Annotated in this window: 20 protein-coding genes; 9 read left to right on the top strand and 11 right to left on the bottom strand. The window is 58.8% G+C overall.

Annotated elements, in window-relative coordinates; translation table 11 throughout:
* Nucleotides 1-163: 163 nt before the first annotated feature.
* The 4 genes from BUS06_RS23350 to BUS06_RS23335 form a co-directional block, all read right to left on the bottom strand.
* Nucleotides 164-898 carry an amino acid ABC transporter ATP-binding protein gene (locus BUS06_RS23350; RefSeq protein ID WP_074266797.1) on the bottom strand — a complete coding sequence of 245 codons (735 nt, stop codon included), beginning with the start codon at nucleotides 896-898 and terminating at the stop codon, nucleotides 164-166.
* The gene (gltK, locus tag BUS06_RS23345; RefSeq protein ID WP_074266796.1) at nucleotides 895-1,578 is read right to left on the bottom strand and encodes a glutamate/aspartate ABC transporter permease GltK; all 684 of its coding nucleotides are present in this window, start codon (nucleotides 1,576-1,578) and stop codon (nucleotides 895-897) included. The genes BUS06_RS23350 and gltK overlap by 4 nt, the downstream gene beginning before the upstream one ends.
* Nucleotides 1,579-1,587: 9 nt before the next feature.
* Nucleotides 1,588-2,316, bottom strand: coding sequence for an amino acid ABC transporter permease (locus BUS06_RS23340; protein WP_074266795.1), 729 nt, complete (start codon nucleotides 2,314-2,316; stop codon nucleotides 1,588-1,590).
* A 213-nt stretch (nucleotides 2,317-2,529) separates the two neighbouring features.
* The gene (locus BUS06_RS23335) at nucleotides 2,530-3,411 is read right to left on the bottom strand and encodes a transporter substrate-binding domain-containing protein (protein WP_143787724.1); all 882 of its coding nucleotides are present in this window, start codon (nucleotides 3,409-3,411) and stop codon (nucleotides 2,530-2,532) included.
* A 256-nt stretch (nucleotides 3,412-3,667) separates the two neighbouring features.
* Between BUS06_RS23335 and BUS06_RS23330 the strand changes: the two genes are divergently transcribed.
* A complete protein-coding gene (locus BUS06_RS23330; protein WP_074266793.1) occupies nucleotides 3,668-4,543 on the top strand; it encodes a LysR family transcriptional regulator in 876 nt (291 codons plus the stop codon).
* Here the strand turns inward: BUS06_RS23330 and BUS06_RS23325 are convergent.
* Both BUS06_RS23325 and BUS06_RS23320 read right to left on the bottom strand, forming a co-directional pair.
* Nucleotides 4,540-5,184, bottom strand: coding sequence for a helix-turn-helix transcriptional regulator (locus tag BUS06_RS23325; protein WP_074269250.1), 645 nt, complete (start codon nucleotides 5,182-5,184; stop codon nucleotides 4,540-4,542). The genes BUS06_RS23330 and BUS06_RS23325 overlap by 4 nt on opposite strands.
* Nucleotides 5,185-5,316: 132 nt before the next feature.
* Nucleotides 5,317-6,297, bottom strand: coding sequence for an ornithine cyclodeaminase family protein (locus tag BUS06_RS23320; protein WP_074266792.1), 981 nt, complete (start codon nucleotides 6,295-6,297; stop codon nucleotides 5,317-5,319).
* A gap of 241 nt (nucleotides 6,298-6,538) precedes the next feature.
* Between BUS06_RS23320 and BUS06_RS23315 the strand changes: the two genes are divergently transcribed.
* The 4 genes from BUS06_RS23315 (at nucleotide 6,539) to BUS06_RS23300 (ending at nucleotide 10,574) form a co-directional block, all read left to right on the top strand.
* Nucleotides 6,539-7,321 carry an ABC transporter substrate-binding protein gene (locus tag BUS06_RS23315; RefSeq protein WP_074266791.1) on the top strand — a complete coding sequence of 261 codons (783 nt, stop codon included), beginning with the start codon at nucleotides 6,539-6,541 and terminating at the stop codon, nucleotides 7,319-7,321.
* Between the two features lie 28 nt (nucleotides 7,322-7,349).
* Complete coding sequence (locus BUS06_RS23310; RefSeq protein WP_074266790.1) at nucleotides 7,350-8,591, top strand: NAD(P)/FAD-dependent oxidoreductase; 1,242 nt, start codon at nucleotides 7,350-7,352, stop codon at nucleotides 8,589-8,591.
* 64 nt (nucleotides 8,592-8,655) lie between these two features.
* The gene (locus BUS06_RS23305; RefSeq protein ID WP_074266789.1) at nucleotides 8,656-9,627 is read left to right on the top strand and encodes a threonine/serine dehydratase; all 972 of its coding nucleotides are present in this window, start codon (nucleotides 8,656-8,658) and stop codon (nucleotides 9,625-9,627) included.
* Nucleotides 9,624-10,574 (top strand): ornithine cyclodeaminase family protein, encoded by a 951-nt coding sequence (locus tag BUS06_RS23300; RefSeq protein WP_074266788.1) that lies wholly within the window; start codon nucleotides 9,624-9,626, stop codon nucleotides 10,572-10,574. Before BUS06_RS23305 ends, BUS06_RS23300 begins: the two co-directional genes overlap by 4 nt.
* A gap of 202 nt (nucleotides 10,575-10,776) precedes the next feature.
* On the opposite strand, the gene BUS06_RS23295 is transcribed toward BUS06_RS23300, so the two are convergent.
* Both BUS06_RS23295 and BUS06_RS23280 read right to left on the bottom strand, forming a co-directional pair.
* Nucleotides 10,777-11,517 (bottom strand): class I SAM-dependent methyltransferase, encoded by a 741-nt coding sequence (locus BUS06_RS23295; protein ID WP_074266787.1) that lies wholly within the window; start codon nucleotides 11,515-11,517, stop codon nucleotides 10,777-10,779.
* Nucleotides 11,518-12,657: 1,140 nt separating this feature from the next.
* Nucleotides 12,658-12,939 (bottom strand): hypothetical protein, encoded by a 282-nt coding sequence (locus BUS06_RS23280; protein WP_074266784.1) that lies wholly within the window; start codon nucleotides 12,937-12,939, stop codon nucleotides 12,658-12,660.
* 860 nt (nucleotides 12,940-13,799) lie between these two features.
* Here BUS06_RS23280 and BUS06_RS23270 point away from each other — a divergent pair.
* Nucleotides 13,800-17,924: a chemotaxis protein CheB gene (locus BUS06_RS23270; RefSeq protein ID WP_254368940.1), complete on the top strand. Its 4,125-nt coding sequence runs from the start codon at nucleotides 13,800-13,802 to the stop codon at nucleotides 17,922-17,924.
* Between the two features lie 207 nt (nucleotides 17,925-18,131).
* Here BUS06_RS23270 and BUS06_RS23265 read toward each other — a convergent pair whose 3' ends face one another.
* A complete protein-coding gene (locus BUS06_RS23265; RefSeq protein WP_074269249.1) occupies nucleotides 18,132-19,151 on the bottom strand; it encodes an NADP-dependent oxidoreductase in 1,020 nt (339 codons plus the stop codon).
* Between the two features lie 180 nt (nucleotides 19,152-19,331).
* On the opposite strand from BUS06_RS23265, the gene BUS06_RS38555 reads away from it, so the two are divergent.
* On the top strand, nucleotides 19,332-19,454 hold the full coding sequence (locus BUS06_RS38555; RefSeq protein ID WP_302050859.1) for a hypothetical protein: 123 nt from the start codon (nucleotides 19,332-19,334) through the stop codon (nucleotides 19,452-19,454).
* A gap of 88 nt (nucleotides 19,455-19,542) precedes the next feature.
* Here the strand turns inward: BUS06_RS38555 and BUS06_RS23260 are convergent, their stop codons facing one another.
* On the bottom strand, nucleotides 19,543-19,797 hold the full coding sequence (locus BUS06_RS23260; protein ID WP_074266781.1) for a hypothetical protein: 255 nt from the start codon (nucleotides 19,795-19,797) through the stop codon (nucleotides 19,543-19,545).
* A gap of 386 nt (nucleotides 19,798-20,183) precedes the next feature.
* Between BUS06_RS23260 and BUS06_RS23255 the strand changes: the two genes are divergently transcribed.
* Nucleotides 20,184-20,618, top strand: coding sequence for a hypothetical protein (locus BUS06_RS23255; RefSeq protein WP_074266780.1), 435 nt, complete (start codon nucleotides 20,184-20,186; stop codon nucleotides 20,616-20,618).
* Nucleotides 20,619-20,858: 240 nt separating this feature from the next.
* Here BUS06_RS23255 and BUS06_RS23250 read toward each other — a convergent pair whose 3' ends face one another.
* Entirely contained in the window at nucleotides 20,859-21,305 is a 447-nt protein-coding gene (locus BUS06_RS23250; RefSeq protein ID WP_074266779.1) for a hypothetical protein, read from the bottom strand.
* Between the two features lie 76 nt (nucleotides 21,306-21,381).
* On the opposite strand from BUS06_RS23250, the gene BUS06_RS23245 reads away from it, so the two are divergent.
* Nucleotides 21,382-21,630: a helix-turn-helix domain-containing protein gene (locus BUS06_RS23245; protein ID WP_074266778.1), complete on the top strand. Its 249-nt coding sequence runs from the start codon at nucleotides 21,382-21,384 to the stop codon at nucleotides 21,628-21,630.
* Nucleotides 21,631-21,665: the final 35 nt, after the last annotated feature.

Raw genomic sequence — 21,665 nt, 5'->3', positions numbered from 1 at the left:
TTAACCTAATGCGTGATCATCATGGTAGTGGCAAGTCGCTCAGAGGAAAATCAATATATATCCCTGCCACTCACCAAATATTTTGATTGGTCAAAACAATCAACGAAAATTTTGACCATCGATCAGATCATCGCGCCAGCGTAACGCCGGCGTAGATAACAGGTTAGTGATGGAGAATTCTCGAGAGAAACTGTTTCGCACGGTCAGTCCGCTGCTCAACGTTTCCGAAGAATTCGTCTTTCGCAGTGTCTTCGAGAATCCTGCCCTGATCCATGAAGATGACGCGGTGTGCGACCTTCTTTGCGAAACCCATCTCGTGAGTCACGCACATCATCGTCATGCCTTCGCGCGCAAGCTCGACCATCACATCGAGTACCTCGTTGATCATCTCGGGATCGAGCGCCGAGGTCGGCTCGTCGAACAACATGGCGATCGGGTCCATCGAGAGCGCGCGGGCAATTGCCACGCGCTGCTGCTGGCCACCCGATAGCTGGCCAGGGTACTTGTCCGCCTGCGTCTTGAGGCCGACGCGATCGAGCAGCTTCAGGCCTTTGTCGGTCGCCTCGTCCTTGCCGCGGCCCAGAACCTTGATCTGCCCGAGCGTCAGGTTCTCGGTAATCGTCAGGTGTGGGAACAACTCGAAGTGCTGGAATACCATGCCTACCTTTGACCGAAGCTTCGAAAGATTCGTCTTCGGGCTGCATACGGGTGTGCCGTTCACAAGGATGTCGCCTTTCTGTATTGGCTCCAGTCCGTTGATGGTCTTGATCAGCGTGGATTTGCCCGATCCCGACGGGCCGCATACCACCACGACCTCCCCCTTGGCGACCTGGGTGGTGCAATCGGTCAGCACCTGGAAAGCCCCGTAGTGCTTGGATACGTTGTTTATCTCAATCATATGGAAGCCCTTTTCTGAAGACGCCTTACCAACTGGGAAGCGAAGAAGCAGATCACGAAATAGACAACGCCGGCGAATAGCAGCATGTCGACCGTGCGTCCGTCGCGCTCACCGATGTCGTAGGCCCGGCCAAAGAAGTCCGCGAGCGCACTGACGTAGACCAGAGAGGTGTCCTGGAAGAGGATGATCCCCTGCATCAGAAGCAGCGGCACCATGTTGCGAAAAGCCTGCGGCAGGATGACGAGGAGCATGACCTGTCCATAATGCATTCCCAGTGCCTGCGCGGCGAATAGCTGGCCGCGTGGAACGCCCTGAATACCTGCCCGGATGATCTCGGAGCAGTATGCTGCCTCGAAGAGTGAGAACGCGATCAGGGACGAGGTCATGCGTAGATCCGAGGCGGCCGACAGGCCTAGTACGTTCTGAAGCAACTGCGGGACGATCAAAAAGAACCATAGCAATACCATCACTAGCGGAATGGAGCGGCAGACCGTGACGTACCCTTCCGAAAACCAGCTCAACGGCCGGATCGAAGATAAACGCATCATCGCAAGAATGGAGCCCCAGACAATGCCGACGATTGCGCCCGTCAATGTAATCTCGAGGGACACCACCATGCCTTCGCCAAGTACTTTGAGGTTGGCGGGATTGATCAGGCTGAAATCGAATTCGTAGGCCATATTGATCTCTTATTTGCTGCCGATATAACCGGGAACCCGAACGCGTCGCTCTATCCAGCGCATGAGCATCATGACAACTACGTTCAGGAGGCAGTACAGCAGGGTTACCGCGATAAACGATTCATAGGGACGGGCCGTGTAATCAACTAACTGCCGTCCCTGGCCCGCCAGATCGAGAAGGCCGATTGTCGAGGCCACCGCGGAATTCTGAAATATGTTCACGAACTCCGTTGTGAGCGGGGGCACAATAATGCGGAATGCCATCGGTAGCACTACGTAGCGGTATGTTTGCAGAGGCGTCAGACCCAGCGCGAGGCTTGCGTTTCCCTGGCCACGCGAAAGGCTGCCGATACCTGAGCGCACCTGTTCGCAAATCCGCGCCGCTGTGAATGTTCCCAGGCAGATGACGCCGGCAAGGAACTGCTGGACGACAGGGTTCATCTGCTTAATCGCTGCTCCCCATGGCAGCAACTCCGGAACGACGAAGTACCAGATAAATAGCTGCACCAGCAACGGAACGTTTCTAAAGAGTTCGACGTACGCGCTGGCGAATCCCGATGCCCACTTGTTTGGTAGTGTGCGCATCACGCCGAGAACGGAGCCGATGCAAAGCGCGACGATCCAGGAAGTCAGGCCGACTGCGATGGTTACCTTCAGCCCGGATACTATCCAGTCAAGGTACGTCTCGGTGGAAGATGCTCTTTCGAGGAATACGTCCCAGTGGAACAGGTAAGGCATGGAGTCCGTATGAACGCGTCCCGACTGCGCGGCGCTTCACGCCACCTCACAGTCTTTCGACGTTCGCCCAATGTAAAGCGTGGATCTTGCGCCTCGTCTGGTCACGGGATATGGCCACACGACTGCGCGCCGATGTAACGGGTTCGGGCGTAGCAGTCGTTGCGGTACCGGAAGGCGACTCCCTCCGGCACTGCAACGTTCGATACAGGCAGACTACTCGTCAAGTGCCTTATCGTTCGGATTGGCGATAAGCGCCTTCATATCGGAAGACATCGGGAAATCGACATTGAATCCTCGCGGCGGGATCGGCTGAGTGAACCACTTGGTGTAAAGCTTGTTGATCGAGCCATCCGACATCATTTTAGAAATGACGTTGTCCACCAGCTTCTTGAATGGTGCGTCGTCCTTTCGGAGCATGCAGCCATAAGCTTCCCGGGTGAACGGCTTGGCCACTACCACCCAGTCCTGCGGCGATCTCGCTTTTGCGCGCTCCGCATACAGGATTGCGTCGTCGTCCATATAGCCGGCCGCACGGCCCGATTCCAGCATCAGGAATGCCTCGCCAACGTCTTTGGCTCCGATGATGTTCATTCCCAGCTTTTCCTTGTCATTCATGTCCCGCAACAGGCGCTCACCGGTCGATCCCGCTGCCGCAACCACGTTGTGGCCCTTCAGGTCCGACCACTCCTTGATTCCGCTGTCTTTTTTGACAAGAAGGCGAGTGCCGATGATGAAGATGGTGGTCGAAAAGCCCACCTGCTTCTCGCGCTCCAGGTTGTTGGTCGTCGTACCGCACTCGAGATCGATGGTGCCGTTCATCAGCAACGGGATACGGTTCTGGGAAGTGACACTCAACTCTTTCACCTGCAACGTCGGCATATTTAGTTGCTGCTTGACGGCATCGACGATTCTTGTGCTGATGTCATAGGAATACCCCGCCTGTTGATTGCCACCGAGGTTGTAGTTGAACGGGGGCGAGTCGTATCTCACGCCAAGCGAAATGATCCCCGTGTCCTTGATCTTCTGCAGGGTGGGGCCCAGATCGTCAGCCATGGCACTGCAAGCGACGGCCAGCAAAGCGATCCCTGAGAACATCCTGAAGCTCTTAAGCATGGTTAATACTCCTCTTTACATTGGTCTCGGTTTGAAAATCTTTTTCTGACGGACGCGGGACGATAGGCGCACGAGCCGCGATGCGATTCATGGGGCACCTGGGGTTCACACCTAGAAGGCCGTCAGGTGCAGTTCTTTGCTTCTCAAGATGGATCGTTAGAGGTAGTCTATGGCGAAAAATAAACCACCGAAAACGATATGTTTTTGCCCATGTGAACATTTTTTTTGATGAGTCGCGATGCTTCGGGAACTTCAGACCTTCTTGGCCGTGGTCCGCTATGGCTCGTTCGCAAGCGCCGGCGCCAATATCGGGCTCACCCAATCGGCCGTCAGTGCGCAAATCCACCGGCTTGAGGAAGAGCTGGGCCTCGCGCTGTTCGACCGGAGCGGCCGGCACGCCGTGCTTAACTCGGCGGGCTATGAGGCGCTAGCTGTAGCGGACGAAATCATGGCGGCCTATTCGAAGCTGGGCCGTAGCGCAGCGAGTTCCCGTGCGGGGCTGATCCGGGTCGGCGCCATCTCGTCGGCGCAGGCGTCGTTCCTCGCGGACGCACTTGCCATCTTCCGGACGGAAAATCCGGAATGCCGTGTAAGGCTGGTCCCGGGGGTTTCCCTGAATCTGCTAGGACAGGTGGATTCTGGAGAGGTGGACATGGCGGTGATCATCAAACCCCGCTTCACGCTTCCCGCAGATCTGCAGTGGAGGGTATTGCTATCGGAGCCGTTTTTCCTGCTGGCACCTGAGACACATCAACGCTCCACCTGGCGGGAGTTGCTGGAGACGGAGCCGTTCATCCGGTACGATCGGAACGCTTTCGATGGCAGACTGGTGGATCAGTTTCTGCGCCGCTCAAAAATTTCCGTGAAGGAGGCAATCGAGCTGGATGAACTTCAGGGAATTGTTCAACTGGTTCGGCGTGGTGCGGGGGTAGCGCTGCTTCCCTCTACAGCTGCGTTGTCGCTTCCGGAGGGGGTGGTTGCCTTGGGGCTTGGAGACGCCACCTTCTTCAGGGAAGTTGGGCTAGTCGAGCGTCCCGCCCATAGCCGCCAGCCGGCGGCCAACCTGCTGGCGTTGCGGATACTCGAAGCGGCGCAGGCGCAGGCTGGTGGCTAGGCTGCCGCACCTCGCAAATCCCTTATATGCTGATAGACAGTCGCGCGTCCCATGCCAAGAACGTTGGCAACGTAGTTGGCCGCGCTCTTTCCTTTGAACGCACCCTCCGCCCACAGCGCCTCCACGAGTTCGCGACGATGATCCCGGGTCAGGGAATTCAGCGCCAGTTGCCGCTCCTGAAGCCACGCGTGGAGAAAGGTGTTGATCCGCTCCTGCCAGTCGTCCTTGAACAACTCTTCGGGCTGTTTCACGAGGCCTGCTCCTGAAACCACGCGATCGATGAGATGCTTCATGTCCTCGAACACGGAGATGTTGTAGTTGACGCACATCATGCCGACTGCGACCCCCGTATCGTCGGAAAGAACGGTACTGACACAGCGCATCCGCCTGCCGTCCCAATTGATCTTCTCGTAGGGGCCGATCGTGCCCGCCTCGGCGGTTTGATCGAAGTCGTCGAGCGCCGATTCATCACCAAGCTCACGTTTGGACAGATTGTTCGCGATATACGCTATCGTCTGGGTATGCAGGTCGTGAATGACGATTTCGACGTACGGAAAGAACAGCAGGGCGATACCATCGGCGACAGCACTGTATCGATCGAGCAGAAGCCGGCGCGCGGGCGTGATTTTGGCTTTTCGCATGGTAAGGGATGAGATTTGAGGTTGCGCGAGATACGGGGAGACAGGCGGCATCACGCAATCCATGTTCGTCTGATGCCTCATTTTGCCACGGGCAATGCATGCCACGGCGCGACTGGTCTGCATTCACGGCGTTCAGGCACCGGTGCGCGCGCGCCGTCCGCTCATGTGCGTGAACAGTTCGTACGCGATCGCCACGTCTTCCAGACCGAGGCCAATCGAGCGAAAAAATGCATGGCGCCCATACGAGGGGCGGGGGGCTGTGCCGGACACGAGTTCGGCCAGGTCGCCAAGCACGTTCTGCGCAGACCAGCCATGCTGCTGTGCGGCCAGTTTCATTTCTCCCGCACTGGCAGGCGTGGTTCGCCGATAGTCGCAATAGACCTCCATCGCTGGGATCCATGCTGGCGGAATTTCGTGCGCATCGGCGACGTTCGTGCTGATCGACGTGATGAGCGCAGGCTTCGTGAGCAGACCATCCGGAAGCACCGGTGTGCCCGAGGATGTACACAGTGCCACCACGTTGGCATCGCGCACGCAGTCTTCAAGACTGCTGCACACCCTCACACGACGGTCCAGTGCGGCCAACTGGGCTCGCTTCGTGTCGTTCTGCGCAAGGTCGGGGGAAAACACGCTGATCGAATCCCAGGGTCGAAGTGGTTCGAGGTGACGCAAATGCGCCTGCCCGTGCGCCCCTGTGCCGATGATCGCTAGTCGGCTCGCCGCGCGTGTGGCCAGACAATCGACTGCTAGCGCGGTCGCGCCTGCCGTACGTTCGATGGTAAGCAGAGCGGAGTCACACCACATCAGCGGCTGACCCGTTTCCGTCGACATCAGCGCGGTCCATGCCGTGATGATCGGCTTCGACCCGGTGACGATGTATGGCGATAGCTTCGCCCCGAATACCTTGGTGTCCGCGACGGCGCCAAGGTAAGTAATGAAGTCGCCTGCGTCGTGGGGGAACAGCGTGAGAGTCTGAGGAGGCTGCACGGCATTGCCGTTGGCGAGTGCGAGAAACATTCGGGTCAATGCACCGCGAACGTCGAGGTGCGGCAGCGCGTTGCGCACCTCCTTGTGCCCGACGATCAGCGGGAAACCCTTGTCTGTGCTGCTCATTGGGCTGCTCCTCAGAGCGATGCCGGCTTGCGGTGGTAGCACGATTCTAAATCTAAAAAGTCCAGATTGGACTTTTATTTTGAAATTGCTTGCATTTGTTTTAGTCCAGAATAGACTGTGTGTCCAGAATGGGTGCGAAGGCAGACTGTCCGGCGCCTCATGCTTCGCCGCGCGAGCGCGGGGTACCCAACCGTCAAGCTTCTCCACTTGCGCTTGACCCTCAACTACTCAGGGAATCATCATGAAGCTTCCACTTTCACTTTTCGTCGCTGCCGCGTTGATGGGTTCGGTCAGCATCGTCAATGCCGAAACGCAGGGCACCTTGCGTTTCGGCATCGAGGCAGCGTACCCGCCGTTCGAAAGCAAGTCGCCCAGCGGACAACTCGAGGGATTCGACGTCGATGTCGGCAACGCGGTCTGCGCGAAGCTGGGCGTGAAATGCGAGTGGGTGGAGAATTCGTTCGACGGATTGATTCCCGCGCTGCAGGCACGCAAGTTCGATGTGATCAACTCCGCCATGAACATCACCGAAAAGCGCAAGCAGTCCATCGATTTCACGCCGGCAATCTACGTCGTGCCGATCGTGATGGTGGCAAAGCGCGCCTCCTCCTTGCTGCCGGATGTGAAGAGCCTGCACGGCAAACGCGTCGGCGTTCTGCAGGGATCGTCGCAGGAAGACTTCCTGAAACAGCATTGGGCGACGGAAGGCGTAACGATCATCTCGTACCAGGACCAGGATCAGGTCTACTCCGACCTCATTGCCGGCCGTCTGGACGCCGCGGTCCAGGAAGCACAGACGGTCGAAGCCGGCTTCCTGAGCAAGCCCGAAGGGCATGATTACGCCATTGTCGGTAATCCGCTCTCGGACCCAGCCACGCTAGGCGAAGGCACGGGCTTCGGCATGCGCAAGAGCGACACGGCGCTGGCTGGAAAGGTCGACGCTGCGCTGGCTGCCTTGAAGAAGGACGGCACGCTTAGCAGCCTGTCGCAAAAGTACTTCAAGCGCGACATCATCGCGAAGTAGTGAGTGGCATGGCAATTGGAGCGGGCGGATGGATTTCGATGTGATCGTGCTGGGAGCCGGAACGGTTGGCGTGTCGAGCGCGCTGCATCTGCAGGATCGCGGACGCCGCGTGGCACTCGTCGACCGGCGCGGCCCGGGTGAGGAGACCAGCTTCGGCAATGCCGGGCTGATCGAAAGCTCATCCGTCGTGCCCTATGCCTTTCCACGCCATCCCGCTACGCTGCTGCGCTATCTGCGCAATCAATCGACGGACCTTTACTGGGACTATAAGGCGCTGCCGACGTTTGCGTCATGGCTCGCGCGCTTCTGGTGGGAGTCGTCCCCGAGCCGCCTCGAAGCTGCTGCGCGTGACATGTTTCCGTTGATCCGGCGAAGCGTCGTCGAACACGATGCGTTGATCGCACGCGCAGGTCTTGCCAGCCTCGTGCATCACGGCGGCTGGCTCGAGGCATTCCGTACGGAGGCAGAATTTGAACGGCAATCCGCAGTAGCCGAAGCGAAAGCGCGTACCCATGGATTGCGCGTGACACCGCTCGATGCCGCCGCACTCCAGGCGCGCGAATGCGGTCTTGCGCCGGGTTTCTGTGGCGCATTGCATTGGCAAGATCCGGCGAGCGTTGCCAACCCCGGCGCATTGACGAAGGGCTACGCGCGACTGTTCGAGGAAGGTGGCGGCCAGCTTTTGACCGGCGAGGCGACCACGCTGCGCCAGCAGGCCGACGCATGGACCGTGCAGACATCACAAGGCCTGATCAGCGCAGGGGAGGTTGTAGTAGCCCTCGGACCATGGTCCGACAAGATTTTCGCACCGCTCGGTTATCGCATACCGCTGCGGGCGAAGCGCGGTTATCACATGCATTACGAGCCCACCCGGGCGATGCTTTCCGTGCCGCTTGTCGATACGGAGAAAGGCTACGTGATCGCGCCCATGCAAGGACGCCTGCGGTTGACGACCGGCGTCGAGATCGCCCGACGTGAGGCGGCGCCGACGGGCATTCAACTGGGTCGGGCGGAGCACATTGCCCGACCCATCTTCGGCCTCGGCCGGCGGCTGGACAACGCGCCCTGGCTTGGCCTGCGTCCCTGTACGCCGGATATGCGGCCGGTTATCGGAGCTGCGCCTCGTCATCGCGGGCTCTGGTTCTCGTTTGGCCACAACCATCACGGGTTGACACTCGGCCCCGTGTCAGGCCGCCTGTTGGCGGAAATGATGACGGGCGCAACGCCTGTTGCCGATCCCTATCCGTTTCGTCCCGAGCGATTCCGCTAGGCGACATAGAGGCAGCCGAGCCCGGAAGTCGCTCCGGGACGTATTACGATTGGAGAGACAACGAATGACAAACGCGCTATTTCAGCGAATCGAGGACGCACATCGCGCGATCCGCCCACAGGTCGCGGTCACGCCGCTCACGTATAGCCCGATGCTGTCCAGGTTGAGCGGCTGTGATGTCTATCTGAAGTGCGAGCATTTGCAGCACACGGGTTCGTTCAAGTTTCGCGGTGCGTCGAACAGGATCCGCCTGCTCGATGCCGCCACCCGACGCAATGGCGTGCTGACTGTGTCGAGCGGCAATCACGGTCAGGCCATGGCACTGGCGGGCAAGCTCGCAGGCGTCCCGGTCTCGGTGTATGCAAGGACCACGGCATCGCCGGTGAAGCTCGACATGATTCGCGCGCTCGGCGCGGAACTGATCACGATCGACGACACCCCGCTTGCGGTCGAGCTTGAAGCGGGACGTCAGGCGAAGCTCAAGGGTATGTGCTTCGTCTCGCCGTACAACGACATCGACGTGATTGCCGGGCAAGGCACGATAGGTGTCGAGCTGCACGAACAGGCGCAGTCGGCAGGTATCGAGCTCGCCGGCGTGTTCGCCTCGGTGGGCGGCGGCGGCTTGATTTGCGGCGTCGGGGCGGCTGTGCGGGAGTTGCTGCCGCAGACCGACGTAGTCGGCTGCTGGCCCGCCAATTCGATGGCGCTGTACCGCTCGCTGAAGGTAGGCAGGATTGTCGAGAGCGAGGAGCGCGACACGATTTCCGATGGTACCGCGGGCGGAATCGAGCAGGACACGATCACGTTCGACATCGGCCAGCGGGTGATCTCCAAAACCACGCTCGTCACTGAAGAACAGATCAGGGCGGCCATGAAGCTGCTCGCGCGGACCGACCGCTGGATGATCGAGGGCGCCGCGGGCGTTGCGCTGGCATCGATGCTGAAACTGGCGGACCACTATCAGGGACGCGCGGTAGCGGTAGTGCTGAGCGGGCGCAACATCATGCTGGAAAAATTCATCGAGGCCGTGAAGTGAAGATCTGGAGTAAGGATGAAATCGTCGCACGTTTCGACGTCGATCGTGCAGTGCGGATGATCGAGCAGGGGTTTATCGCATACTCGCGCGGCACCGCGCAGGTACCGCCTGTGCAGAACTTTCAGTTCGCGGATGCCAATGGTGATTGCTGCATCAAATCGGCCCACATAGACGGTGCACGGACGTTCGCGATCAAGATATCGTCCGGCTTTTACGACAATCCGAAGCAGGGAATGCCAAGCAATAGCGGCTTCGTCGTGTTGTGTTCGGCGACGACCGGTGTTCCTGTCGCGCTGCTGCAGGACGAAGGCTGGTTGACGTGCATACGGACCGCGATTGCGGGGCAACTGGCCGCGCGGGTGGCCGCGCCGCGTAACGTAACGGCGATCGGCATCATTGGCGCGGGCGAGCAGGCGCGTCTGCAACTGGAATATCTGAAGCCGGTGACGGCATGCCGCGAAGTGCACGTGTGGAGTCCTTCCGTGGCGCTGAGCACCTCGTTTGCCGAAAACATGGCCGGACGGGGATTTGTTGTAAAGGTGCAGCACAGTGCAGAAGCCGTCGCAGCGAACGCGAACCTGATCGTCACTGCGACGCCTTCGCGGCAAGCGCTGCTGCAAACAGCCTGGATTCGCGGCGGTACGCATATCACGGCGGTCGGGGCGGATGCGTTCGGCAAGCAGGAACTCGATCCGCACATCGTCGCGCGAGCGTCGTCGATCGTTGTCGATTCGATTGCCCAGTGCAGCCGCTACGGAGAAGTCTCGCATGCGCTGGCGGCCGGGCTTATTCAGATAGAACGTCTGACCGAGCTCGGCTCGGCGCTGGAAAGCGGCGAGCGCGTGCGCAACGACGCCGACCCGATGCAGATCACGATCGCTGATTTAACCGGAGTCGCGGTGCAGGATGCGCAGATCGCGGATAGCGTGGTGGCCGGTACGATCTGATGCAGTGGTAATCCGCACGCTAATCAGGCGCGCGATGTACCGGTTCTCGCGCGCGCAATCTCGAGCGACGTGTTGCGCGACCCAGCCGCTCCCCGCAGCAGCAAGGTCTTGACTGGTAAGTTCCGGCCAGGAACGGCCAGTGGACGCATCCTCTCAGATTGACGACATTCGGAGCTATTTCTCGCTATGAATACCGAGATGCCTAGCAGCGTGCCCGAACACAGATAAACGCAGGGGTCATAGAGAGTTCTGCGTAATGCTCCGGGTCGACGGTCTTCATCTCTTCAAGCGGTTTTGGCTCGACGAGCGACTCCAGATTCCAGCCACTTTCGACCAAATCGTTGAGTATGGCTGCAAGCGGGCGTCGATACGACTGAACGAACGGCTTTGGTTCGCCGAAGCCGCCCCAGTACATGCCGAAGCGGGACGTATCGAAGTATGTCCAGGCTCCGTGCGTCCGCTCGTCCATCCAGTCGCGCATGGGATGAGACATCGAGAACACCAATGTTGCGCCAGGACTGGCGACCCTTCTGAATTCTTTAAACACTGGAGCCAGGTCTGCAACGTAGTCGAGCGCCAAGGCACACACGATCTTGTCGAATGACGCATCTTGCAGCCAGTTCAGTGGTTCAGCTAGATTGCCTTCAGCCAACGTGACCGGAAGTCCGGCGCAACGTATGCGGGCAAGCTCGACCATCCGCGGCGTGATGTCAAATGCGTGGACCGTCGCTCCATTGCGGGCGAAGATTTCGCTGAAAATTCCCGGTCCGCATCCCGCATCCAAAATGCGCAAACCGGAGACATCTCCGACTAAAGCAATCGTCGCGGGGCGTTCGTAAAGCGCGTTGTGCGCTTTCGTTGGTGCTACCGAAGCATAGCGATCTGCAAATTCTGCATACGCAGCCAGGCCCAAGGAGGTAGATGATAAGTCCGTATCTGCCATGGATCGCTCCGGGAAAATGGAGCGCGATTATAGTTTGTCAAATTGACTCGCTCAAAAATTTTCGGTGAGCACATATTCGGCGTATATGGCTAAGACCATTGCATCGGACTGAGCTACGGCGGCCGTGATCGGCCAATTAGGGACGCTCGACATCGTGACCCGGATCGTCGACAATCGATAGCACACGCTCGCTCCAGAGCCGCATCAGAACGTTAGTGGGAGGACTGCTGCGGACCTATGCCAACTGTAAAGCAGGCCATAGCCAAACGGTTCATAAAGGCTTATCTGTCACTTGCTGCCATGATTGCCTTCGTTCTCGCGGTTTCTTTGTCGCGAGGCGCGGGCTGGGGCGTTCTTGTTGTCGGGATGCCACTGTTCCTCACTTTTTTCGCGGGAATTACCTACCAGTTGGTGGTGGAAATCCGGTCTGGTATGAGGAAGGCACCTCCCGAATAGCCGGTCGCGTGCTACTGATCGAGGCTGCGCAACGCAAATGCAGAGCGCATGAGACGGCAGCCGGCCAATTTGAGACGCCCGGCGATGGCGTTCGAAGGGCCGATGCCCATCCGGCAACGGACACTGCGGTCCCTACTACGCAGATAGTTCGTTCGCGATACCGTTCTGAAACGCTTCAGCCGAGTTCCTGACTCGCGAAGTAGACTGAGATTGGGCCAACTTCCATGCGTCATTCCGGGCGCGGCCGGATCAGCTCAGCGTTCGCTGGCTCTCTATCCAACTACGAGCCCAGTTAATCGCGTGCTCCACGGCGAGAGATTTCTGGGAGAAGCGCCCGATTTCTCGCTGATCAATTAGCGGCGGCTGCTCGTCTTCGTTGAGAGCACCTGGAGCGATTCGTGCGCGCGCCCAAAATTGACCCGAAGCGAGGTCTGGAGTCGCGTCGATCACAAAGTGCTTGTACTGAAATCGCATGCTGTTTCCGAATAATAAGGCGTTGATCGACGATCATCGCACTTGTAAATGTCGGATCTCGCTAGGGCCGAAATGGGCGATGCGCTGCTCCGCTGCGAGGACGCTCCCGCCTGCGAACACGGGAGGTGTGCTTTCGGATCGACGCGAGCTAGGGAGTCTACGTCTGCCGGGAGAGTGCAGGTGGTCGGAGCAATGGGCCATGCCGGATAGCTAAAGGCAGCTCGCACCGGACTGCCGCGCCAAGATCCGGCGCAATTGTTCGAGCGCTACCTTGAGTTCGTTTGCCTTAACAAGTTCTCTGGCGACGTTCAAGGAATGGTAGTCCACGAAGCCTAGGGTACTTAGACCGCCCATGAGCTTCATCACATCGTGAATTTCAGCTGCAATCTTGGCGTGGTCCCTCTGCAATCCACTTCCTTTCAGCCGAAACGCTATGGCATCAAGCGCGGCCGTCATGTCGCCCAAGCGGTGCGCAATGTCTTCCCCGTTCATAAGACCTCGCGGCATTTTCCTATTAGAAGCATCACATGTACCTGATGGAATGGCAACTCACCACTAGCCTCCCCAACCCCAACCACGCTTCCGCCCTCCGGTTTGCGGACATGCGGTACGACGATGCCGGCGACATAACCCGGCGGTCTGCCCATCGGTGAGCCAGTGCTTTCTCCGGGGGGCCGCGTGCGATCAGGTATCGTTCGAGTGCTCTCTCGACCTGCGCTGTTCCGCCCCCGGCTTCAATGTTCATTTCCCGCCATTGATTAAGGGGTCATATCACGTTGGATAGCATGATCGCGAATTCTCGGACTACGATATGGGCAGACACAGACGAGCAAGTCCATTGACTCGTGGGAGCGATATGGAAAGCGCTTACGTCAGTCTCTTGGCGAGGGTGGAAAGGGAAATCGTGGCAATGGAAACGCAAATGACCTTGCACTCCGAATACGTCAGTCTGCGCGAGCCCGCAGACCCGCGACGCGTTCACAGCGTGTGTTTTATCCAGGCGAGCAAGACGGTCCTCAACGGCTTGTACCTGCTTCGCGCACGTTGCCTGGACCGCATTTACGGATAGGACCCACCGGCCCCCGCTCCTTGTCGAAGCAAGCGTCGCCAGGTGAGGTCGCGAGTACTGGATGCGGCGCAGCATTCGAGCGAAATTTGAAGCACGCAGCGATCGGTTCAGATCCGGGGATGAACGATGGAAGAGCGAATGGACACCGGAGCAACGAACATTATCAGATGGAGCAATGGTCGATTCAGGGGCTTGAGCATCGCCGTTACCTGCGCCAAGTCACTGACACGTCGCTTGCTAGGCACGCGGTTGCGGGTAAAGTGACGGCTCCAATCGGGACGCGGTGCAGCCACTCAATAAAAATTACAACACCCATCTGCCCTCGGGCATGATCCCTCGACGTATCGCTCGCACCGAACAACCAAAAATTTCGCTTTATATGAACGATTCCAAAGACGTCATGGCCCCGGATGCGCGTGTGGCACGATCTCCGCGCATTGTGGGGATTGGTGCGTCGGCTGGTGGGCTGAAGGCGCTTGGCCTCTTCTTCAGGGCGGCATCCGCGATGCCGAAAGACACCGCGTTCGTGGTCGTCGTCCATCTGGCGCCGGACGCCGAGAGTCACCTGGCTGAACTGCTAGCGAGGGAGACGCAGCTTCCCGTCTCAGTTATCGAGGACGCCGGGCTGATTCAAGGGGGGCACATCTACGTTATTCCCCCTAAGGTATCGGTCACCCTGTCGCATGGCGCATTCAAGCTGGCACCCGCCGCTGGGCGGCGCGAGGTCCCCATGCCGATCGACCTGCTGTTTAAGTCCCTGGCTGCTGACCAGCACGACCGTGCCGTCGGGATCGTGCTCACCGGAGCAAATGCGGACGGCGCCGCAGGACTGCGGGCTATCAAGGCCGAAGGCGGCATGGTAATGGCCCAGGCGCCCGAATCGGCTGAACACAGTACCATGCCGGCACACGCCATCGCGACCGGCCTGGTTGACTTTGTGCTGCCAGTTAAAGAGATGCCGGCGGCGCTGACCGAATACATTGAACGCTCTACAACTGCGACATTGGCGTCGCCCGGTGACGCGCCGCAGCCGGTAGATCTCGAGCCAGCGTACAGAGCGCTTTCAGCCATCGGTTCGGAATTCAGAGGCTACAAGCGCGGTACGCTCGAACGTCGTATCTCCCGACGCATGACAGTGAACCGCGTGGACAGCCTGGAAGCCTATTACGGGATACTGAAAAGCCGCGAGGAAGAAGCGCAGGCACTGAGTCTGGACATGATGATTGGCGTGACCGAATTTTTCCGTGACCCGGAAGCGTGGGCAGCGCTATCCGCGCGCGTACTAAGCCGGTTGCTGGAGGAACCCGAGCGCGAAGAGCCCCTACGCGTCTGGGTGCCTGGCTGCGCGACCGGCGAAGAAGCCTACTCGATGGCCATCCTGCTCACTGAGGAGATCGAGAAGCGGGCTATACGGCGGAAGTTCATGATTCTCGCCTCCGACGTGAACCGCGCCGCACTGGCACGCGCCCGGCCCGGCATCTATCCGCCGGGGGTAGCATTGCCCATCGGCGACACTCGGCTCGAACGTTTTTTTCATGCGCACGACGGTGGCTTCCAGATCCGTCAGGACCTCCGCGAGAGGGTCCTGTTCACCCCGCAGAACCTGATCGCCGACCCGCCTTTTTCCCGTGTGGATCTCGTCAGTTGCCGCAACCTGCTCATTTACCTGGAGCCCGAAGCCCAGCAGCGTGTTTTCGAACTGTTTCATTTCGCACTCAACCCAAAGCGGTTCCTGTTTCTCGGACGCTCGGAAAGTACTGATCCGGATTCGACTCATTTCGAGGAGGTGTCCAAAGCATGGCGGATCTACCAGCGCAGTCCGACACCAGCACCGGGTATTTCTGGCTACCGTTTTTCCGCGAGGGCGGTCCGGCGCGAGGAGTTTCCGCCGGCGACCCGCGTGGGAGCACGGAACAAGGGCTATGCGGAACTGGTGAATGCGACTCTGCTGGGCGAGCAACACGCCGCTTCTGTACTGGTCAATTCCGCACACCAGATCCTCTACGTGAGCGGCACCGCGGACGAATACCTGGCGCAACCAGCGGGCGAGCCGACCGGCAACATCCTGGACATGACGCGCGAGGCATTGCGTCTGAAGTTGCGAATCCTGTTACGCCGGGCCATGCAAAACCCGGCCAGTGCTCCCGTGAGTGAAGTCGTATCAGGCGCCAAGGCCCCGCCCATAAAAATCACTGTGACGCGTCCCTTCGATACTGCCAGTTCGGGTACCGCGTTCCTTGTTATTTTCGCCAGATTACAGACGATAGACCGCCTGGAGGCGTCGGTAGCGCTTGGCGCCGACTCGGATCTGTGGCATATCGAGAACGAGCTTCGCACGACCCAGGCGGAGCTCGGCGACACGATCGAGGAGCTGGAAGAAAGTAATAGCGAGCTGCGCGTGTCGAACGAAGAGATTCTCTCCATGAACGAGGAATTGCGCTCGGCCAATGAGGAACTTGAAACGTCGAAAGAAGAGTTGCAGGCAGTCAACGAGCAGCTGAGTCTGTTGAATTCGCAACTCGAACACAAGGTCGAGCAACTGGCAGCGATGGCCGGCGATGTCACCAATCTCCTCGCCAGCATGGAGATCGCGACGGTGCTCCTCGATCAGCAAGGGCAGATCAGGCGATTTACACCCAGTGCCGGCAGGATGCTGGGGCTTGCGTCGGCGGACGTGGGGCATCCGATCAAGGAATTGCTCGGTGCTCCTCTCGGTGATGGATTGGCGCGGGATATGGATGGAGTGCTTTCGGGCCTGAGGAAGCAAGCCACCATGGATATTGAAACAGCGACCGGAGAATGGTATGTCCGGCGCGTTACCCCTTTTTCTAGCGACCCAGGCAACATGGCCGCAGGTGCGGTCGTCACCTGGACCGACATCACCCATGCGAAGCAAGCCGACGAGCGATCGCGCAGGCTTGCCGCCGTCGTTGACGGTTCAAATGATGCGGTAACCGTAGTTGACCTCAGCGGCCGCTTCCTCGCATGGAACCGGGCAGCCGCCGGCATGTATGGCTATAGCGAATCCGAAGCGCTGAACATGAATGTGTCCGATCTGATGCCGAACGGTGCGAGACCGGATCATCTCGATTTTATCGAGCAGACACAGAACAACGAAGCGTTACATTCCTGCGAAACCCAGCGGATCAGGAGAGATGGCGAGATTATCAACATCTGGCTTACTATGTCGATCCTGTCGAACGACGCGGGTAATGCAGTTGCGGTCGCCACCACCGAGCGTGATCTCACCGACCGCAGTGTGAGCAATGCATTCCTTCGCGAGCGGGCCGAACGGTTGGCGCAGGCGGACCGGCGGAAAAACGAGTTTCTCGCGGTACTGGGTCACGAGCTGCGCAATCCGCTCGCGGCGCTTTGTTCCGCCGGGGAACTGCTTGCCTCAGATACTGCCGCGGCGACCCAGAAAGCATGGGCAGGCGGGGTGATACAGAGGCAGGGTCGCGCGATGATGCAGCTCGTGAACGATATGCTCGACCTCTCGCGGATAACAAGTGGCAGTATCGAACTGCATCGCAAGAACGTATCATTGGGGACGGTCATCCAGAGCGCCATCGAGGTTTGCCAGCCGATCATCGACGAGCGCCATCACACGCTTTCCGTTTCTCTTCCAGACGAGCCTATAACTTTATACGCGGACCCCACCCGCCTGTCGCAGGTCCTTGAAAATATTGTCATCAATGCCGCAAAGTTTACGGCGCCCGGCGGCAAGATAAAAATTCAGGCCGTCAGAGTGGGCCAGCGGCTTCGATTAAGCATCAAGGATAACGGGCGGGGGATTCCGCCCAAAACGTTAGGAAGCCTCTTTGACATGTTCGTCCAGGGGGCACCGGCGAGTAACCCAATCCACGCTGGACTTGGTGTGGGTCTGTCCGTGGTTCGGCGCCTGATCGAGCTGCACGGCGGTTCCGTCAGGGCAATCAGCGATGGCAAGAGCGGCAGCGAATTTGTAGTGGATCTTCCGCTGGATTCGGGTTCCGGGGCCGCGGAGCAGGAGGATGCACGGGCGCAGGCGGCGCTGGTCCCTCCAAAGCGGATACTCATCATCGATGACAATGCTGACGCGGCGGAAGCCCTGGCAATGCTGCTCGTAATTGAAGGCCACCAAGTAGAAACGCGTCTCGACGGCACGTCGGGAATTGCAGCGTCCGCAGTCTTTCGTCCAGACGTCGTGCTGCTGGACATCGGGCTGCCGGATATGGACGGATACGAGGTGGCAAGAACACTGCGTAAATCCGAGATTGGACTGAGCGCGATGCTTGTGGCGGTCACCGGCTTTGGGCTGCCTACGGATCGTATCCGCTCGGCGGAGGCGGGCTTCGACCATCATCTGACGAAACCAGTAGACCCTCAGACATTGATCCGGTTGTTTGCGGCGCAAGCGGCCGGTTAGGGCCGGGTATAAGACGCTCAGCGAAATGCGTCAAACGGCTCTTTTGGGTCGTGGAAATTCGCCGTCGGCCCGGCTTCGGCCAAGAGCCGTCGTTCCTTTTGATTCTTCTGAAGACGTTTGAAAGTCGGCTCCACGCTGACAACGGACGTTGGCATGCAGCGGCCCAAAAAACTCACGTCGAGCATGTGCCGTTAGGTCTGCGAGAAATCAAATAGATATCTCTCTCCATCGGATCTTGATGACGACTTTACCCTTTGAACGTCCCGCTTCGACAAAAGCCAAGGCTTCTCGTGTTGAGTTAAACGGAAAAATTCGATCGATCACTGGCCTGATAGCACGTGCGTCAATGAGCGTAGCGATCTGGCCTAGTTGGTCACCATCGGCACGCATAAACAGGAATGAATAAGTGACGTTGCGACGTTTCGCCGCCCTTCGAATGGGATAACTTAGAAAGCGCATCACCGTGTTTAGGAACAGGGAGGCCCCCATCTGTTTAGCAAAATCGGGATCGGGTGGGCCGGCGATCCCGATGAGCTTGCCCTCCGTTTTGAGAACGCGCAGCGATCTTTCGAGCGTATTTCCGCCTTGCGTATCTAGCACCACATCGCAGTCATTCAGCACGGCGGCAAAGTCATCTTTCTTGTAATCGATGACGATATCAGCGCCAAGTTGCTTCATCAATCCGGCATTCGCGGCGCTCGCTGTCGTCGCGACGATCGCTCCCAGATGCTTGGCCAGTTGAATGGCAAAGGTGCCAACACCACCCGAGCCGGCGTGTATCAATACCTTTTGTCCTTTCTTCAGTTGACCTTTCTCGACCAGCGCCTGCCAGGCTGTCAAAGCCACCAACGGAATGGAAGCCGCTTCTTCCATCGTGAGCGCCTTGGGCTTGAACGCCACAGCCACTTCCTCAATCGCGATAAATTCCGCGAAAGTACCGATCCGATCTTTGGGCGGTCGCGCATACACCTCATCGCCCGGCTTGAGTCGCCGCACGCGCGATCCGACGCGGACAACGACCCCAGCTAGGTCGTTGCCCAAAATCAGCGGCAAGCGATATGGCAAAATCAGCTTGAACTCGCCGTCCCTGATCTTTGAATCGAGCGGGTTCACGCCCGCGGCGTGAATCTGGGCCAGCACGTCGTCCTCATTCAGGTCAGGAACCGGCATATCGCCGGCGCGTACGTCACTCTTGCGTCCATATCGGTCGATGACGAATGCCTTCATCATGGTTCGTTGTTCCATGTCAGTTGAAGACTTACGCTCAAGCCGTGACTTTCCTCTGCGGGATGGCTGTGACAGCCGCGTCTGGTCACTGCGCGCCCAGTACCTGTAACCTGCGCATTGACCGCTACTTTGATAGAAGGAGTTATTAGAGTAGGCGCGAAACAAACAGGTGATTCCGAGATGGCTCTGCCGTCGTTCATCACGCTACAGCCAGTCGTGACGGGCGATGGCACGCTTCAGCGCGGGTACCGGTTCCCGCGGCAACGACAGGGTTTCGGCCAGACGTTGCTGGCCGGCCACTGACAGGCGAACGACTTACGTCGTATCGAGCGCTGGGAGCCGGTCGGGCAGTTGCTCGGCGGCGTCGGCCGCCGCGGTCGAGGGTAGAGCTTTACTGGTGTTCATTCCTGCCGCCTTGCGCGAGGAGTTGCCGGGCGCGTTCGATTACCTCCGGCGCGGCCGAGTCTGGCCCGGGTGCCTTTCGCGCCGCGGCTTCGCTCTCAAACGAGACCCATGCTCCCTGCGACTCGCCGTTCATGGCGCGGACGAACCGCTTCGATACCTCGGCGCGGGTCGAGACGGCTATGGTCACAATGTGCCGGCCGGGGTCGGCCTCGATGGCTTTGGCGATCTTCTCAATATCCATGAGCGCACCGTTCTAAGGCTACTGGGTAGTTAATAGTTTAGCCGCACTCGCCACAACCCGGCTTGGCCGATCGAGGCGCTGTCCATTTTCGTGTGGCGGACGGCTCGTTCCGCGCCCCACACGGTCCTTCGCGATTCGGGGAATGTGCCCTGCAATGTCGTAATCTGCCGATGTTAATGGGCCGCTACCCGGGTACCGGTAAAGCACGGTACACCGTCAAGGATCTGCGAATCTTCGGTGATGGCCGACATGGAGTTTTTTGCGAGTGGATGGACAATGCTGAAAACAGTCCGCAAAGTTCCGAAAACCCGCGGTCTTTTGTCAACCCTCGCCTTATCGTGAAATCAACATTCAAGACCCGCCGATAGCCTAGGACCTCCGAAGAAATGGAATCAGATAGAGATGAAAGCCGCCGGGTATCCATTAACTTCCGTGACGAACTTCTCGCGAAGGACTGGCCGGACGCCAAACGCGTGGCTGAAAGTGCGGGCATCCAGCCCGGGAGCAACCCTGATCAGTACCTCGGGCATCTACGCTCGAGCGGAGCAATGTTGGGGGTGTGGTCAGCGCCCGAGCGCGCTTACCGCTATCCAGACTTTCAGTTCAATTCTTACGGCGCGTTGCGCACCGAGGTTTCGGATTTGCTGAAGCTGCTGCCCAGTGACGAGGAGGATCGTGGCGGGTGGCGACGTGTATTCTGGCTCTACTCGCCACATGCACTGCTCAACGGTGAAACCCCGGCCCACGTTTTTGTAATTGAGCCGCAGCGAGTTCTGGACGCCGCAAGGCGTGAGTTCGGCGAGCCCAATGAGTGCTGGTAAGGACGGACCTTGTGTCAGGCCAACGCAACGACTGCGGGTGTCAGGCGACGACAGCGGCCCGTCAAACGGCCAGCGGAGGCAACATATCAGAACCATGATCATTCGCGCCCGGTTTGCACACGACTACGTGACATGCGTCTCGCCTATATTTACCGCCGGCTGTTGAGAGCCCCCCACCTCCATGCATTTCGGTATTGTGGCAGGGCTGCTTCCGCGATAACAGGCTGGTCTGGTCAGGCGTCACAACGCACGGGTGTTAAGTACAAGTTCCTCTTCCCACACCGAAGTCTCATCCGCGAGGGGCGACCAGGAAAAGCACGCGTGCTGGCCTCCTTGCGCATCTGCATAGACATACGATTTCATCGGGTTGTCAGGTTCCCGATGGCTCCGCAACGCCATGACTGCAGTTAACGCGGGCTGCTCGTCTCGACGACCATTGGCAAGCCCCAGATGAAACACGCGGCAGCGATCCACGCCGAATTCAGACACGATTTCAATGAGTTCTTCGGGCGAAGATACCAGCACACTTCGAATCGCTTCATCCATGTTCTCAGGTCCCCAGAACAGGTCGACCAGAAAGACCGGCGACTCGGCCGAAATGCCAACACACCGCCAGGGCCGGTGGGGCGCGGAAAGCCTTTGTTTGGTGGGGTTTGATTCGGCCCACTGGGCATGGGTCAACAACATCTTCAGCTCACAATAAAATCAATTTGTAGATTATATCCCGTGGACCAGCAATCTCAACGTCGGCACGCTTCAAGGAATGAAGCAACGCGACTATGAGACGCTACGACAGCATCTCGCGACCAATCTGAAAAAGTTCCGGCGGGAGCATGCGCTTTCGCAGGAGCGTCTAAGCTTTGAGGCCGAGCTGGATCGTACCTATGTGAGTCAGATCGAGCGATCGCTTGGAAATCCTTCGCTGCTCGTCATTGCAGCACTTGCCACTGCACTGGGGAAGGACGTCTGCGAACTCCTGTCTGCCCCACCGCCACGTCAACGCGCAAAGTGAAGAGGCGCCTCCGTATCCGGCTTTTCACCGTGAAA

Origin of the sequence: Paraburkholderia phenazinium (genome assembly GCF_900141745.1) — a bacterium.
Lineage (GTDB): Bacteria > Pseudomonadota > Gammaproteobacteria > Burkholderiales > Burkholderiaceae > Paraburkholderia > Paraburkholderia phenazinium_B.
Note: the sequence above shows the minus strand (reverse complement) of the source record. Positions and strands in the feature narration are given on the sequence as shown.